The sequence below is a fragment of the Streptomyces sp. NPDC007917 genome (assembly GCF_042959105.1).
Lineage (GTDB): Bacteria > Actinomycetota > Actinomycetes > Streptomycetales > Streptomycetaceae > Streptomyces.
On record NZ_JBIBKK010000042.1, the window covers coordinates 50295 to 65983 of the forward strand.

The following is a 15689-nucleotide window of genomic DNA, read 5'->3' on the forward strand; positions in this document are numbered from 1 at the left end:
ATGATCGCAGTCAGCTCGCAACGGCGGAGGATCGACTATGGGACCTGCTCATGTAGTCGGCGCGGCGGTCATCGACGGATCGGGGCGCGATCCCAGCAACCTCGACATCACTATTGAGAACGGCCGCATCACCCAACTCGGTGCCTCCAGCGCGCACGGCGAGCGTCTCGATGCCGAGGGATTGACGATGACGCCCGGCCTGATCGACGCTCACGTCCACCTGGGCCTGTCGAGCCCGATCCAGCCGCACTTCTCGTTCCAGATAAGCGCCGCCGAGATCGCGGCGGACATCTTCGCCACGGCCGGCGCGACGCTCGACGCCGGCTTCACCACCGTTCGCGACACCGGCGGGATCGACGGCGGTGTTGTCACCGCGATCGCGAAGGGCAAGGTCAGAGGGCCGCGCGTCCTGTCGTGCGGACCTGTTCAGTGCCAGATCGGCGGGCACGGCTACTACGGAGCCGAATGGGAACCCACCGAGCTGTGGAGCAGCCACCACATCCCGGGCCTGTGCGCCCTCTCCATGATGGCGGGCAACGCGGACGAGCTGCGGCACAACGTCCGCGAAGCCTTCCGTCGCGGAGCCTCCTTCCTGAAGCTTTGCGTGACCGGCGGAGTGGTGGGCGCACATGATCGACTGACCGACACCCAGTTCACCGTCGAAGAGATCGCTGTCGCCGTTCAAGAAGCTGCGGCACGGAACACCTACGTGACAGTCCACGCCCACAACAACGAGGGCATACGAAACGCGGTCGAGGCCGGGGTGCGCTGTGTCGAGCACGGCATCAGCCTCGACGAATCCACAGCGACCCTGATGGCCGCTCGCGAGGTCGCCTTCGTGCCCACGTTCGCTGTTGTCGAGCAACTGCTGCACGACACCGCCGGAGCCGGTCTCGCCGAGTCGACCCGCGACCGAGCCAAGGGCGTACACGAGCAGATGACGAAGGCGCTCGCTGCCGCCAAGCACGCAGGAGTACGGATCGGGCTGGGTTCCGATCTCATCGGCCCGGCCCAGGACCGTCGCGGCAAAGAACTCAGCCTGCGCGCAGCCCTCGAGACGCCGATGGAAGCGCTCGTGGCGGCGACCCGGACCAACGCCGAGATCCTCGGCCTGTCCGGCCAGGTGGGCGTCATCACTCCCGGCGCGCAGGCAGACCTCGTTCTGTGGAACGGCAACCCGCTCGAAGACCCGGAACTGTTCTCCGACCCCACCAACGCCGTCCTCGTGATCCAGGCTGGCCGAATCGTAAAGGACCTCAGATGAGCACCATGTGGCAGGGCTGCCTCCCCCACACCGACTACTTCGAGATGCGCTCCAGCGGTGGGCACGACTACGGCGTCTGGGTCACCACGCCACCGGGCTACGACCCTGCCGCGGCGCAAGCGCCTGTCGTGTACGTGCTCGACGGCAACTGGGCCGTGGGCATGACCGCCCCACTCATCGTCACGCAACTGGACCCCATGCAGTCGATTCAGCCCTACGTCCAAGTCAGCGTGGGTTACGCAGGCGAGGAAGCAGAGCACTGGTCGCGGTTGCGCAACCGCGACCTCGTGCCCCCCGGCGAACCCATCGCGCAGGAGTACATCGATGCGGTGGAGATGGGAATCGAAGCGGGGACGATGACTCGCGAGCAAGCCGACGCCTACCTCGCTGAATTGAGCGACAGCCGCGGGGATATGTTCCTGAACTTCCTTACCGACGACCTGCACCCGCGGATCGAACGCGACTACGGCACAGCCCCGAGCGGTCACGGCCTCTTCGGCTACTCCTACGGCGGACTCTTCAGTCTCTACGCCTGGCTCACCAGTAGCACCTTCTTCGAGAGCATCGGCGCGGGCAGCCCCGGCATTGTCAATGCAGACAGTCAGGTCTTCGCTCGTCTTCAAGCAATGGGTGACACGCTGCCTGCTACCAAGCTTCACGTGACCTTCAACGACCGAGAGCTGCTCGGGGACCTGGCGGTCTACCAGAATCTCGCGAAGAACGCGGCCACGTTCCTTCACCGCCTCACCTCACGCAGCGGATCCGTCACCAGCGCACTCATGCACGAAACGCACGTGACCGGGCTACAGGCATCGTTCCTCAGCTACCTCAGGACCTGCCGTGCCCAGTAAGCCTGGACGCCGCGGCTCTGCCTGACCGCCGCGCCGGGCGGCAGCGCTCCTGGCCAGTGCCGCCGCCCCGAGTGCCTGGCACCACACGCCGCACCCGACCATGAACCCGCTGCCCGGTGGCGTGGTGCCATCTGTGTCGCATTCATATGTGAGTCAACTTCTCTGGAGGTGTGTGGGTGGCCGAGCGGGACTTCGTCAGCACGACGCCCCCTGCCGTGGGTATCGCCGAAGTACTCAGGCGACGGCTGCCCGCCTGCCGGGTGGTGACTGATCCGGACATCGTCGCCGGTCTCTCCCACGACCAAGCGGTGTGGGCGTCTGTTGGCCGAGCGGTGGCCGTCGTGCGCGCCAAGAGCACCGACGAGGTCCGGACCGTGGTTCGTGCGTGCCTGGAGCAAGGAGTCCCGTTGGTCGCACGCGGCGCCGGTACTGGATTGTCGGGGGGCGCCAATGCCGTCGAAGGCGGCGTGATCCTCGCGCTGGACGACATGGATCGGGTGCTGGAGGTCGACGAGCTGGAGCGCCTGGCCGTCGTGCAGCCCGGTGTGGTCAACGACGACCTGCGCGCCCACGTAGCGACGCTCGGCCTGTGGTACCCGCCTGACCCCGCTAGTTCGCCCTGGTCGACCATTGGAGGAAATGTCGCGACGAACGCCGGCGGAGTGTGCTGCGTCAAGTACGGCGTCACTCGCGACTATGTCCTCGGTTTGGAGGTCGTGACCGGCACGGGCGAGGTGGTCCGGCTCGGGCGCCGTACGTCGAAGGGGGTCGCCGGCTACGACCTTGTGGGCCTCATGGTGGGTGCCGAGGGCACTCTTGGTGTCGTCACCGAGATCACGGTCCGGCTGCGACGCCTGCCTCCGGTCGGCGTGACCGCCGTCGGCTACTTCGACAGCGTCGGGCAGGCCGGTGACGCGGTGCGTGCGACGGCTGCCGCCGGGCTGCGGCCGGCCGCGCTGGAACTCGTCGACCGGCACTGTCTGCGCGCGGTCGACGCCTGGAAGAACATGGGACTCTCCGCCGAGGCGAACGTGGTCCTCCTGGCCCGTTTCGACGATGACGGCCGCGCCGCCGAGGAAGGCGCCCGCCGGATGGTCGACTGCTTCCGCGGGGCTGGCTCTACTTGGGCGGACCGGTCGGAGACAGAGGAAGAGGCCAAGATGCTCTTCGCGGCCCGCCGGCTGGCCTTCCCCGCGCTCGAGCGGCTGGGGCCGGTACTCACGGAGGACGTCTGTGTGCCCATCGGGGCGGTGGCGGAGATGCTGGCCCGCATCGACCGGACCGCGGAGAGGCACCGGATCACGATCGCTAACATCGCGCACGTCGGCGACGGCAACTTGCATCCGCTGCTGGTGACGGAACGCGGTGACGCGGCGGCTCAGGTCCGGGCCCGCGCGGCGTTCGACGACATCATCGCGGACGCCCTCGAATTGGGTGGGACGGTGACTGGTGAGCACGGTGTGGGACTGCTCAAGCGGCCCGGCCTCACCCGTGAACTCGGCCCGGCCGTCCTGGAGATGCATCGCGCGGTGAAGCGTGCTCTCGACCCGGCCGGGATTCTCAACCCTGGCAAAGTTTTCGGGCAGGCATGACCCCTTGGCCAAGTACAAGACCGGGCCGCGCACGACAGAGCTCCCAGAGCCGGAGTTCCACGCACGGTACTCCCGCGTCAGCGACGTGCCTTGCGCGTCGGAGGGTTCCAGCTTAAGGGCCACCTCATGTGGCGAGTCTGCGGTAGCAGATGAGGGTGCAGGCGATGCTGGTGAAGGCGAGGAAGTGTTCGGCCTTGCGTTCGTAGCGGCGGTGGAGTCGACGGCATCCCGCGAGCCAGGCCATCGTGCGTTCGATGGTCCAGCGATGTCGGCCGAGGCGCTGTGAGGTCTCGATGCCTTTGCGGGCGATACGGTGTCGGATGCCTCGGCCGCAGAGCCATTGCCGCAGGTGGCAGTAGTCGTAGCCCTTGTCGGCGTGGAGCTTGCCGGGCTTGCGGCGGCGAGGTCCACGGCGGGATCGAATCGGAGGTATGCCCTTCACCAGAGGGAACGGGGCCTGGCTGTCGTGAACGTTAGCGCCGGACATCCCGACGGAGATGGGCAGACCGGTCCGCTCGGTGATCAGTACGCAACGCGCTGGCCGAGGCCGCCGCCACCGCCTCCCCCACTAGCCGATAAGGGACCTGCTGGCCGCCCTGGAGGCTGCCCGACCCGAGCCGGTCAGCACTGCCCACTACCTGGACCCGTGGGCGACTGCCTGCCGCGTGTGCGCCGCGCGGCGCCCCTACCGGATGAGGATGCCGGTTCGTGCGGCCAGGCCCCGGAGTTCTGACGTGGTGCGGCCGCAGACCAGCAGGCCCGAGACGAGCCTGCGAACCGCAGGACGCCCATAGACCTCCTGGGGAGCGTGGTACTCCGCAGCCAGCAGGGCATCAAGGCATTGCTGGCGGCGTCCCCACCGGGCGTAGGCGGCGGCAACATCGACGTAGTAACGGGCGCGGCGCTCGGTGCTGGGCAGCGCCTGTGGCGTGAGCTTGTTGGCGGCGGCGATGGCGGCGGAGGGGTCGCCAGCACGGTCCTCGGCCGAGACCAGGTGGAGCTGGACAATGGCGCGGCTGAACCCGCCGTTCGGGCGCAGCCGGGTTCCGCCGAGTTCGTCGGCGATGGTGGCAGCTTCGGCGGTCAGCTTTCGCATTCCGGCCTGGTCGCGGGCGCGGGCGGCTGTGTAGGCGGCGGACTGGATCAGCAGGCCGCGGGCGGCCGCGCCGTCGGGCCCGGCGTCGCGCAGGGCTGGCGCGTCGGCGGTGGAGAGGGCGATCGTCATGGCCTGGTCGGTCCATCCGGCCCGGCGGGCCAGCACCGCGAGTTGCCGGGCTGCCTCCGCAATCGCCAGGGGATCGCCAGCGGCCTTGGCGAGCTGCCGCGCGCGGTCCGCGATCACCCAACCAAGCTGCCAATCGTCGTCCATTTTGATCAAAATGCGGGTGGCCAGCAGGTAGCTCTGCGCCAGCACGCCGCCAGCCGCTGGGCCCCCGTGTGCAGCATGGGCTGCGCTCAGGAGACGTGGCAGCCGTACGGCGAGCTGGCTGTACCGGCAGTTGTGGGCATCGGCAGTGGCTCGCGCCAGTTCCCCGTGCAGGTCGGGCGTGGACGGGCCAGCGGCCGGGTGGAGGCCGAGCATGGCGTCTCGCAGGCGACCTGCCAGGACGTCGCCGGGCGCGGCCTCGCTTATCGGCGTCCCGGCGCCGACCCGGGTGGGAGCCGCTGCTGTTGCGGCGGCCGTCAGTGCCAAGGACAGCACTTGTCGTCGCTGCACCGGGTCGTCTCCGTCCTCGCGCTCTGGCGTGGGGATGGCGCTGGTTCTTCTCCGAGGAGGGGCTACGCCGTAGCGTTAACGGGCCAGCGCGGGCCGGTGGCGGGGTCCCGGCACCATACGTACTGCCGGCCCGGCTCGACCGTCATCCCGAAGTCGTACAGCGTCGGTTCGCCCTCGCGCACCCACCAGTCCCACGCGGGCTCCAGCTCGTCGGCGAGGCGCCGCGGGCCGCCCTGGTACGCGAGGGCCTGACCGTCGGGGAGTGTGGTGAGCGTCGCCCACGACGAGACGCCGTCATGGAGCCACACGTTCACCCCGTCGTCGTCCACGCCCGTAGTGACCTGCACGTCGGGCAGGTAGATGCGGAGTGCGAACAGCAGGTGGGCGTCCTCCCGCAGCGGGCGCAGATTGCGCCCGAAAGGCCGCTCGTCGTCGGGTGGGCCGTCGCCGTGGATCTGCCGCCAGCCCAGCGCCGGTCGGGTGCCGCGGGCGGGCATGAACATCGCCAGCCCCTGCATCCACCCTGTGGCGGAGCGGCCGTCGTCAGCGACGGTGAGGGCCACGTGTCCCATGCGGCCCCATGGAGTGACGATCCGGCCGCCCGGCCGTGTCTGCTCCACCCACACCCACGGCACCGTGGACACGGCATAGGTGGAGACCAGCCGGTCGTACGGCGCGCCCGGCGGCCAGCCCGCTGCGCCGTCGCCGACCTCAACGGCCACGTCCGCGCCGGCCGCCTTCAGCCGCTCGGCCGCGGCCGCCGCCAGCTCGGCGTCCACCTCGACGCTCACCACACGCCCCGGTCCCGTACGCTCGGCCAGGAGGGCGGCGTTCCACCCCGTGCCCGCGCCGAGTTCCAGCACGCGGTCACCGGGCTCCACGAGAAGCGAGTCGAGCATGTCCACCACCACGCCCTGCGCCGACAGGCTCGACGACGGCACGCCGTCCGTGACCTGGGTGACCGCAGCTGCGTCCGGCGAGGCGTAGACCTCGGCCGCCCACTGTTCGGGGTCGGCATCGCGGTCGACCGGGATGTAGGCGCGGCCGTTCCAACGCCAGAGCCGGTCAGGGGCGAAGCGGTGCCGCGGCAGGGCGTCGACGGCCTGCCGGATCCATGGAGACCGAGCGGGCCATGCCCCACGCTCATCCATCGCTTCCGCCAAGCGGCCTCGCTGCTCGTCGTACTCCGTCACTTCTTGTGCTTGCCGTTCCCAGGGGGCGGCGCCGGTACCTGGCCGTCGCTGTTCCCCGGCGGCGGTGTGCCCTGGCCTGGGTCGGGCTCAGGCTTCTCATGCTTGCCTGCCATGGCTCCCCCCTTCGGTCCAGTGTGGATGCGAGGGTCAATGGTGGCGTGTGGATAGGTCGTGCGGAAGGGCGCACAGCTGTGCTCCAGGTGAGCGCCCCGGAGTGCGTGCGCCTGCCTGCGACTGCACGCTGGAGGTATGGCCGGGATGCCGCGCGTCGTCGTCCAGCCGCCAGCACCGGTCGGCGGTCGGCGGTCGGCGGGTGCGAGTGGACGGCAATCCTCGGCATCGCATACGGGACGGCCCCCCTGAAGTTCCTTCCTGCGCCGGCCTTGAGGATGCAGCCGAGATGGACCTCGCGGAGTCACTGTTGATCAAGTGGCGTGGCGGTGGGCTGGACGCATGGTGATGCGTCCAGTTTGCAGAGAGGCGTATCCCTTTGGCGTCGAAGGACCGGTCAGTGTTTTCCGTTTCCAGTCGGCGGCCGAGCTGGTTGAGAGCGGCAACGAGGTAGGCGTCCGCGTGAGTGCCGACTCCGAGGGTCACGCTCGTGTGGGAACTGACGGGCCGTGCTGCCCGCTGAGTGACCCACGCGGCCAAGGCGGCGGGCTGGCCGTGTGAAGGGTCGATGCACTGACTGGTCGATGTATCAGCGCCGGGTGAGCTCTTCAGTACGATCACTGCGGCGAGAGTCCAGACCAATCCAAGCCCTGGGGCATGATGCGGGCGGCACCGCCTCGGTGAAGTGACCGCCGCCTGGCCGTGATTCGCTCGGGCGCGGTCGGCCAACGCCGGATCATGTGTGAACGGTTTCGATAGCCTGCCAGGGTGAGTGATCAGCAGAAGGCACAAGGCGAGGCCCCGGCCATCATCGGGCAGGCTGACGCGGCGATATCCGCGCCTGGCACCGACGCACCGGAAGGGGGCCCGGTGCTCCTTGACCAGCGCATTCAGCGCCGCCGAAAGGTGCGTGACCGCCTGCTGATGCTCGCCGCACTGGTGGCAGCGGCAGCGATGGGCGCCGCAGTGTTCGCCTTCGTGAGCGATGGTTCTGACGGCAAGCAAGCCGGTAAGGACGTCCCCACGCCCAGCGCCACGTCCAGCTGGTCAGCGGACCGGACAACTGGTTCCACGACGCCGACGGTTGTGCCCACGCCGCGCGAGGTCGAGGACGGCGTTCCTGTGGGCTACCCCCACACGCCCGAGGGCGCGGTTTCGGCCATCGCACGCTTCAACGACGTCTTCGATCCGCTTACTCCCGACGCCGCTGAGAAGCAGGGGCGGGTCATCGCCGTCCCGCGGGAGAAGAACTTGCTTGGCTTGGGGCTGCGGGATTCGTCTGAGCGGCTCCGAAAGAAGTACCAGCTGCCTGTCGACGGGGAGTCGGACGATGGCACCTACTACATCAGTACCTCCCGGGCCTATCAGATCAGTGGGGCGAGCGCCAATAGAGTCACCGTGTGGTTGCTGTCGGACGTTGAGGTGTCGGTCAGGGGCGTACCCCGGTCTTACACCGAAGTGACGGGAAGCGTCTTGATCTGGGCCAACGGTGATTGGAAGCTCAGCGTGGTGGAGGAGACTACCGGCACGGAACCTGCCAAGGCGACCCCAGACACTTCGGAGGCCGCTCAAGCTGGGTGGAAGACCCTCGTTTACGCAAAGTAGAACGCCCGGTGTCGACGTGCGAGAGCTCGTTGGCGTGCCGTTTGGGCGATGAAACAGGCGACGCGACGCAGGCCGTACACCACGTCTGACCAGCGGTGACGGTCGTTGTGGCGCGTGCCTCGCAGGTGGACTGTCAGCGCTGAACCCTGCAGGTCAGCGATTCCGCTCTTTGCATGACGACGCGATCTCCCGCACGTTGAGCTGTCCATTGGCGACCTGCTGGACGAGGTCCGCGGCCTCCCTGGCCGTCACGCTCGCTGGGATCCCTGAGGCGCTGAGGTAGGCCGCGGTCACCGTGGCACCGACGCGTAGGCCGCCGACTCGTACTGGGTGGTGCTCGCACTTCGGGGCAGACCGCCGCGGCAGGGCCGTCGGACATCGGAGGGAGTAACGGCTCAACTGCCAGCAGCGTTCGGCGGTCATCCACGCGCTTCCAGCAGCTGCCTACCGCTGCGCCGTCTGGGAGCCCCGGTTGTAACCTGGTCGGCCGCTGCTGTTGGATCACGTGCGTGGAGCTTCAACAACAGAACGCGGACAGCCGGTACGGCTATCCCGACTGGCGCAGCGTCCCCTACGTGGGCGAGCGCCGGGGTGTCGGGCCGGATGAGGATGCGGTGGGCCGTTTCGGTGCCCGCCTGGCCGCCCGCGTGCTCGACATCGGTGTCCTCGTTGCTGCGGTGTTCCTGGCGAGTGTGCTCGCCGATTACACCGGGGACGGCTTCCTGGCGCTCGCCTTCGCAGTTGTGGTCGGCGGGTATGAGCCGGTGCTCACCGCGGTGTACGGAGCCACGCTGGGCAAACAGCTGTGTCGGCTACGGGTCGTCCGGCCGGGCGACGGCGGCGGGCTGGGCTTCGGCCGGGCGCTGTGGCGCTGGGCCTGTGTGCTGGTCGGGTGCGGCGTGCCGGTCCTGGGGATCGTCAACTTGCTGCGGTGCGCTTGGGACCGGCCGTACCGCCAGTGCCTCCATGACAAGGCCGCGGACACCGTCGTGTGCCGCGTCCAGCGCTGACAACCCGCCTCGATGGCGCTGATCTTGCAGTCGATATCGTGTTCGGCATGGGGTTGCGGAAGACAAAAAAGCCGGTCGTGCAGCAGCCGGTGTGGGGGTGGCAGGCATGGCACTGGCAGGAGTGGCAGCCGCCCAGTGCCATCGAGCAGCGGTTGCTGGAGGCGAAGTCGCGCGGCGACTGGGCCGGATATCTCGAGGTCGCGACCCATACGGACCTGTTCTTCGCCGATCAGCGGGCCCGCGCTGACGCCCGCCCCGACACGGTCCGCTTCAACCCGCAGTGGAACCCGCATCTACAGGCCGAATACCTGGCCCTGTTCACGGAGGGAATCCTCCCCCCGCCCGACCCGGAGATGGTCTTCCAGTCCATGACGCTGGAGTGGTACGCGAGCGCCTGGGACGAGCGGGAGGCGCCCTGGATCGCCATCAACCCCGGCACCCCCACCGAAGCCTTTCTCCCCGCCGGCACCCCGGAGGCCAGGGCCGTCTGGCGACAGCACGCCGACGACGGAGACGGCGGCACCGGCGGCTGCGGCCACGCCCACCCGCACGACCAACTCCGCGGCCTGTCCGTCGGCGGCCCCCTCCAAGGTCCGGTCGCGCACGGCCTGGCCTGCGCGGCACTGCTCTTCGTCCACAACGGCGAGCTGTGGAACTCCATGGCCCACCACGGCAACGGCTACAACGAGGCGAAGCGCAGACTCAAGGAGTGGTGGGGGGTGACCTGCCGGGAGGAGTGGGCCAGCACCCAAAGGCGCCTACTCGACGCCGACATGGTCAGCCGGGTGTGGGAGTTCACGCTGAGCATCCGCCGCTCCCTTGCCCACGACTTCGCAGGAGCAGTCGAACTGGATCACTGGCGGCAGGTCGCCGAGCGCGTACTGCGCCACAACGCCGCCCAAGCCGCGGAGCCCCGGATCACCCCCGACGGGGTCCTCCCGGCGCGCCCTGACAGCGCCGCCGAAGTCGAGGCCCAAGTCGTCGGAGTACAGCGGCTCATAGGACGAATCGCCCGCTACGAGGCCAGGTTCCGTGCAGACGGCCTGCTGGCTGACAACGCCTTCGTCCGCTCCGTGGAAGCATGGGACTACGGACGGGCCTCCGCCATGGCCCGCTGGGGTCTGGCCACCCGCTACTGCACGCTCCAGGAGGCCGAACAGGCCGTGCTCGCGGCTGGCCGCGCCTGCCGCCAGAACTACCGCTCCTGGCAGGACTTCTCCGCCTCCTACATTCTGGGACGCTGTCTGCACTTCGACGAGGAGGAATTCGGCAGCTGGTACGAGGACATGCTCACCGCGCACCGCGTCCTCACCACCGACCCCGCCAGCCCCTGGCTCACCATCCCCTGGAACTGAGTGCGTGTTGTCGATCCTCGAAAAGGCAGGTCACCGGTCCGTCTTTGGCCTCAGAGGCAAGGCGATCCGTTCGCGGAGGCGTCACGGTGACGCTTCGGCGAACGCGTCTCAGGGGTCGGCTGAGGCAGAGCCGGGCCGCTCTGCTGGTGCCCACGTCGTGAGGTCCAGCTGTGGGTCAGTGTCGATGAGCAGCCGTCCTCAGAAACGCTCCGGCCAAAGGCGTTGCTCATGAAGGCCTGCCACTCGTCCGGATTGGTGCAGTCGGTGACGACGTCGATGCTCATGTCGGCACCGTAGCGTCGCCTGATGGGCTGAGCGTCGGTTCGGCAGACGCGGCAGTCGCTGGCTGCTTAGGCTGGCGAAGTGACGGAAACGGTGGCGGCGGTCCTGTGGGACTTCGCCTGGACTCTCATGGCCCCCGAGCCGGCGGACCGTTGGCTGGCGAGGGGCTTGGCCGAGGCCGGCGTACGGGTGCGGGCGGAGGAGCAGACGGCGTGGGCGGCGAAGGCCGCGGCAGCAGGTTTCCCTGGCCCGGCGACACCCGTGCGGGATCTGACACCGGACCAGCTCGCGGCGTGGCGGCACCGCGCGCTGGGTCCGGAGATCCATGCGGCTGCTACCGGGGTCTCCTGGAGCGGGCCAGGCTTCCGTGGCCCCAGGCAGCGCAGGCCCTCTACCGTCGGCACATGGAGGCCGATGGGTGGGAGCGGTACCCGGATGCGGTCCATGTCCTGAAGCGCCTGACCACAGCCGGGGTGGCCCGCGGCGTTGGTGAGCAACATCGGATGGGACATCCGTGTGCCGCTCGATCCCGCCGGGCTACTTCCGCACCTTGGCACGGTCGTGTGCTCCTACGAGGAGGGTCTCCGCAAGCCGGATCCGGTGTTGTTCGCCATTGCCTGCGAGCGTCTGGGTGCCGACCCGGCCAGGACCTTGATGGTCGGCGACAGTCCGCGCGCAGATTCCGGGGGCGAGCCGCTGGGCATCCGCAGGCTCGTCTACCGAGTCGATGACGCTCTCCGGTCCCTGGACGTCAGTCGCGCGGCCGAAGACGACGGACCGTCTTTGTTCAATCGAACGGATACTTCGCGTCTGTGCCCGAGAATACTCATGGATTGCGCCCGCGGGCATTCAGTTGGATACCTGCCAAACCCCTGCGCGAGATTTGACATGTGGCGTCTGCTTCCAGTCGTCACGGATGACTACGAGGTGCTTCATGCAGCCGTACCTACTTCTGACATCGCGTCCGGCCATGACGGGGAAGACAGCAGACAGCTTCCGCTGCTCCTGGACGATTTGAGCAGACTCGTTCGTACTGAGTCGCCCTCGACGGAACTGGACGCGGTGAGCCGCTCTGCGCGAGTGGTTGCCGGCTTGGTCGACGAGCGTATAGGGCGGCGGCCAGAGATCCTGAGCGTCGACGGAGTCGACCATGTGCTGCTGCGCGGGGCGGACCCGAAGGTCATGCTTCTCGGGCATCACGACACTGTCTGGCCGCTCGGCACGTTGGACGAGCTGCCCTACTCCGAATCCGACGGCGTTGTACGTGGTCCGGGCTGCTTCGACATGAAACTTGGCCTTGTCCAGGCGATCCATGCGCTCGCGTGGCTGCGGCAGCGCCATGGCACCGAAGTCCTCGACCAGGTAACGCTCCTCGTCACGGGCGATGAGGAGTTGGGGTCCACGAGTTCGCGGTCGCTGATCGAGCAGGAAGCGTGCAAATGTGAGGCAGCCTTGGTGCTGGAGGCGGCCGGCCCGGGCGGCGCTCTGAAGACTGGTCGGAAAGGTGTGTCCCGTTACCAGGTCGAGGTGATCGGTCGTGCCTCACACAGCGGTCTCGATCCGGAGAAGGGAGTGAATGCGACCATCGCAGTCGCCGAGGCGGTGCTGGCGATCGCCCAGCTTGCAGACTCAGCCGCTGGCACGACCGTCACCCCGACGGTGATGAGCGCTGGTACGACGCCCAACACCGTGCCTGCGGCGGCGACTGTGGCGGTCGATGTCAGGGCGAGCAGCGCGGAAGAGCAGGATCGCGTGGACCGGGCGATACGCGCTGTCAGACCGGTTCTAGCGGGAGCGGCGATTCGGGTGCAGGGCGGAATCAACAGGCCGCCCATGGAATCGAGCGCGGCGGCGGAGCTGTTCACTCGGGCACAAGGAATCGCACGCCGGCTCGGCCATCCTCCGCTCGAGGAGATGACGGTTGGCGGGGCATCGGACGGCAACTTCACCGCAGGTATGGGAGTGCCAACCCTGGACGGGCTGGGCGCTGTCGGCGGCGGTGCGCACGCCCGAGACGAGCATGCTGAGACCAAGTGGATCCTTGCTCGCACACAGTTGCTCAGCACTCTCATCGAGGAAATAACAGGCGGGGTTTCACCGTCGGTCTGAGATCACCTGGCGCGCGCGCTCGCTGCTCGCTGCGAGCTCGTACAAGACGGTGATGCATCCGAGGAGATCCGCGGCGGTTGTGAGAACTGTCGACACCGTCCGATCGGCCGTCCGGGTACAAGCAGGAATGCATGCGGCGAGCTCGGCAGCCACTGGCGAGGGCATGTCGACCTCGACCTCGAAGGACGTGGGTGGCGGCGGACAGCTCAGCGCTGACGCGCGTGCCATCGCGTCCGCCGCTCCTTCCCGCACGAGGTCCCTCGCGACGCTCGGCGCGACAGAGTCCGTGGCCGAGAATCCGTGGGCGTTCTTCACGGTCACGATCGTGGCCTCGGGGAAGAGCTCGGTTGCGATCGCGCCGATGACGTCATCCCCGGTCACCAGACCCTGTGGGGCTCGAATAATCCTTGCTCCTGGTCAAGCGGCCTACCTGTACTCGTTGATCAGGCCGCCGAGGATGCGGGTGCGCAGGGCTTGGCGGCTGGTCGGCCCAAGGGCTGGGGGTGGCTGTTCGTGGGCTTGGGGAGGTAGTTGGCGTCGGGCCCGGTGAGGGCGGTGCGTGTTGTGGTGCCTCTGGTATTCGGCCAGGACCTGGCGGGCGTGAGCTTCGCCGAGTATGAGTATGTGGTCGAGGACTTCTCGGCGGAGGGTGCCGATCACTCGTTCGCAGTGGGTGTTGGCTTTGGGTGCGCGGACTGGTGACTTGATGATTTCGATGTCCTCGGCCTGGAGTACGGCGTCGAAGGCGTCGGTGTACTTGCTGTCGCGGTCTCGGATGAGGAAGCGTAGTGAGTCCGTGCGGGTGCCCAGGTTGATGGTGAGGTTGCGGGCTCGTTGGGTCGCCCAGGCTGCGGTCGGTTGTGCGGTGATACCGGCGATGTGCAGGCGCCGGGTGTGGTGCTCGAGGAAGACCAGGGCGTGCAGACGTTGCAGGCCGATGGTGTCGATATGGAGGAAATCACAGGCGATCACGCCGGTAGCCTGTGCTGAGAGGAACTCGCGCCAGGTTGGGCCACTGCGGCGGTCTGTGTGGGGCGGCCGTCCGGGACCGCGGCGTCGTCGGGAGTAGTCCCATCGGCGGGCGACGAGTTTGCGGTGCCAGGCCAGCAGCGTGCTGGGGGTGATGGGGGAGACCTTGTCCCAGTGGCGGCGAGGGATCAGGGAGGACAGGGACGCGAACCACAGGCGGTCCGCGGGTTCGTACCGTACTCGGCCTGTACCTGGCGTCGTAGCACGGCGTTTTCGTGACGCAGGACGAGAAGCTCAGCCTCCTTCGAGGTGTCCCGCCGTACAAGCACTGCCGGGACGGAGAGAAGACGCCGAGTCACCTGGTACAGAAGCGACACGATCATCCACACATGGTTGCAGCTTCTGTATGCCGGGGCAGGGCGTTTGACCAGCAGCGATGAATAACCGAGCCCCACACCGCTCCGCCGTCGCGGTCGAGGCCGCCGCCACCCGCCCGGCCACGCAGGAACTGACCGTCGACAAGCCGCGGCTGTGGTCGCTCGACGAGCCCCTGCTGTACACCCTGGCTACCCCGGCAGCTACACCAGCCCCAACGGCAGCGCCGGAAAACTCCACCTCACTTGGAAGGTTCCGTTCACACCGGGCGAGCTCAAGGCCGTGGCCCGGCGCGATGGCCGGGTTGTGGCCACCGATGTGCTGCGTACGGCGGGACGGCCGCACGCCGTACGGCTCACCCCCGGTCGCGGGACTGTGGACGCCGACGGGCCGGTCGCTGTGTTTGGTGACCGCCGAAGTGGTCGACGCCCACGGCGTGGTGGTGCCCGGCGCCGACCACCTGATCTCCTTCAAGGTCACCGGAGGTTCACTGGCCGGTGTCGACAGCGGGCGCCAGGAGAGCGCGGAGCGCTACCAGGCGAGTTCCCGCACCGCCTTCCACGGCAAGGCCCTGGCCATCGTCCGCTCCGGCACCAAGGCCGGCCGCTCACCGTCACCGCCCGCTCGGCGGGGCTGCGCACGGCGACCGCCACCGTCCGCGCCACCGGCGGGACCTCGGCCCGGTCACCCCGACGCCGCCGTTCGCCCCCGAGCCCGGCGCCGAAGACCCCGCCTGCACACGGGCCGACGCCGGCTACTCCGGATCGCTCACCACACTGCCCGCCGCCATGCTGGACGGGGATTCGGCCACGGGCTGGTCCAACGCCACCGCCAAGGCGGCCACCTCGCTGCTCCCCGCTTTCAACGGGGCCCGCCCGGCCGACTGGGTCTCTGTGACCTGGGCCAAGAGGCGCCGCCTCGGCCGCGTCGAGGTCTCCTTCACCATCGACGCGACGCACTCCCTCCCCGCGTCGGTCGAGGTGTCCGCCTGGAACGGACACGCGTACGTCCCCGTGCGCGAAGCGAAGGTCACCTGGGCCACCTCCTCCGACACCCCCACGGTCATCACCTTCGCCCCGGTACGCACCTCCCGGCCGCGGCTCGACCTGACGAGCGCGCGTCCCGGGGCCGCGGACGGCGCCCAGCGGATCAGCGCCCTTTAGGCCAAGGCCATGAAGTTACGGGTCTGGGCGTGGCCGCAAGTGGGTTGATCTGGAAGAGCGGCGGACGCGAGAAGCGGAGCCCCGGTAGAACTG

At 68.5% G+C, this 15689-nt stretch carries 12 protein-coding genes and 2 pseudogenes; 8 read left to right on the forward strand and 6 right to left on the reverse strand.

Annotation, left to right across the window (positions count from 1 at the left end):
• Window positions 1-37 precede the first annotated feature (37 nt).
• From ACFZDL_RS44730 to ACFZDL_RS44740, 3 genes are all read left to right on the forward strand, one after another.
• Window positions 38-1264: an amidohydrolase family protein gene (locus tag ACFZDL_RS44730; RefSeq protein WP_353596907.1), complete on the forward strand. Its 1227-nt coding sequence runs from the start codon at window positions 38-40 to the stop codon at window positions 1262-1264.
• Window positions 1261-2115, forward strand: a complete 855-nt coding sequence (locus ACFZDL_RS44735) for an alpha/beta hydrolase-fold protein (protein ID WP_353596908.1) — start codon at window positions 1261-1263, stop codon at window positions 2113-2115. The genes ACFZDL_RS44730 and ACFZDL_RS44735 overlap by 4 nt, the downstream gene beginning before the upstream one ends.
• Window positions 2116-2336: 221 nt before the next feature.
• A complete protein-coding gene (locus tag ACFZDL_RS44740) occupies window positions 2337-3707 on the forward strand; it encodes an FAD-linked oxidase C-terminal domain-containing protein (protein ID WP_353596920.1) in 1371 nt (456 codons plus the stop codon).
• A 124-nt stretch (window positions 3708-3831) separates the two neighbouring features.
• Here the strand turns inward: ACFZDL_RS44740 and ACFZDL_RS44745 are convergent, their stop codons facing one another.
• The 3 genes from ACFZDL_RS44745 to ACFZDL_RS44755 all read right to left on the reverse strand — a co-directional run bounded on the left by ACFZDL_RS44745 (window position 3832) and on the right by ACFZDL_RS44755 (window position 6575).
• Window positions 3832-4233: an IS5 family transposase gene (locus ACFZDL_RS44745; RefSeq protein ID WP_391194314.1), complete on the reverse strand. Its 402-nt coding sequence runs from the start codon at window positions 4231-4233 to the stop codon at window positions 3832-3834.
• Between the two features lie 159 nt (window positions 4234-4392).
• Window positions 4393-5121: a hypothetical protein gene (locus ACFZDL_RS44750; RefSeq protein ID WP_353596909.1), complete on the reverse strand. Its 729-nt coding sequence runs from the start codon at window positions 5119-5121 to the stop codon at window positions 4393-4395.
• A gap of 365 nt (window positions 5122-5486) precedes the next feature.
• On the reverse strand, window positions 5487-6575 hold the full coding sequence (locus ACFZDL_RS44755) for a methyltransferase domain-containing protein (RefSeq protein ID WP_353596910.1): 1089 nt from the start codon (window positions 6573-6575) through the stop codon (window positions 5487-5489).
• Between the two features lie 921 nt (window positions 6576-7496).
• On the opposite strand from ACFZDL_RS44755, the gene ACFZDL_RS44760 reads away from it, so the two are divergent.
• The 3 genes from ACFZDL_RS44760 (at window position 7497) to ACFZDL_RS44770 (ending at window position 10698) form a co-directional block, all read left to right on the forward strand.
• The gene (locus tag ACFZDL_RS44760) at window positions 7497-8333 is read left to right on the forward strand and encodes a hypothetical protein (protein WP_353596911.1); all 837 of its coding nucleotides are present in this window, start codon (window positions 7497-7499) and stop codon (window positions 8331-8333) included.
• Window positions 8334-8842: 509 nt separating this feature from the next.
• Window positions 8843-9343: an RDD family protein gene (locus ACFZDL_RS44765; protein WP_353596912.1), complete on the forward strand. Its 501-nt coding sequence runs from the start codon at window positions 8843-8845 to the stop codon at window positions 9341-9343.
• Window positions 9344-9390: 47 nt separating this feature from the next.
• The gene (locus tag ACFZDL_RS44770; RefSeq protein WP_353596913.1) at window positions 9391-10698 is read left to right on the forward strand and encodes a DUF1266 domain-containing protein; all 1308 of its coding nucleotides are present in this window, start codon (window positions 9391-9393) and stop codon (window positions 10696-10698) included.
• Between the two features lie 50 nt (window positions 10699-10748).
• On the opposite strand, the gene ACFZDL_RS44775 is transcribed toward ACFZDL_RS44770, so the two are convergent.
• Window positions 10749-10982, reverse strand: coding sequence for a hypothetical protein (locus ACFZDL_RS44775; RefSeq protein ID WP_353596914.1), 234 nt, complete (start codon window positions 10980-10982; stop codon window positions 10749-10751).
• A gap of 487 nt (window positions 10983-11469) precedes the next feature.
• Here ACFZDL_RS44775 and ACFZDL_RS44780 point away from each other — a divergent pair, with 487 nt between their 5' ends.
• A complete protein-coding gene (locus tag ACFZDL_RS44780; RefSeq protein ID WP_353596915.1) occupies window positions 11470-13089 on the forward strand; it encodes a M20/M25/M40 family metallo-hydrolase in 1620 nt (539 codons plus the stop codon).
• On the opposite strand, the gene ACFZDL_RS44785 is transcribed toward ACFZDL_RS44780, so the two are convergent.
• A complete protein-coding gene (locus ACFZDL_RS44785; RefSeq protein ID WP_353596921.1) occupies window positions 13075-13494 on the reverse strand; it encodes a M55 family metallopeptidase in 420 nt (139 codons plus the stop codon). The two genes, ACFZDL_RS44780 and ACFZDL_RS44785, sit on opposite strands and share 15 nt — an antisense overlap.
• Before the next feature lie 21 nt (window positions 13495-13515).
• Window positions 13516-14441, reverse strand: a pseudogene (locus ACFZDL_RS44790) (integrase core domain-containing protein).
• A gap of 184 nt (window positions 14442-14625) precedes the next feature.
• Here ACFZDL_RS44790 and ACFZDL_RS44795 point away from each other — a divergent pair.
• Window positions 14626-15596: pseudogene (locus ACFZDL_RS44795) on the forward strand (DUF4982 domain-containing protein); the annotation flags it as partial.
• Between the last annotated feature and the right edge of the window lie 93 nt (window positions 15597-15689).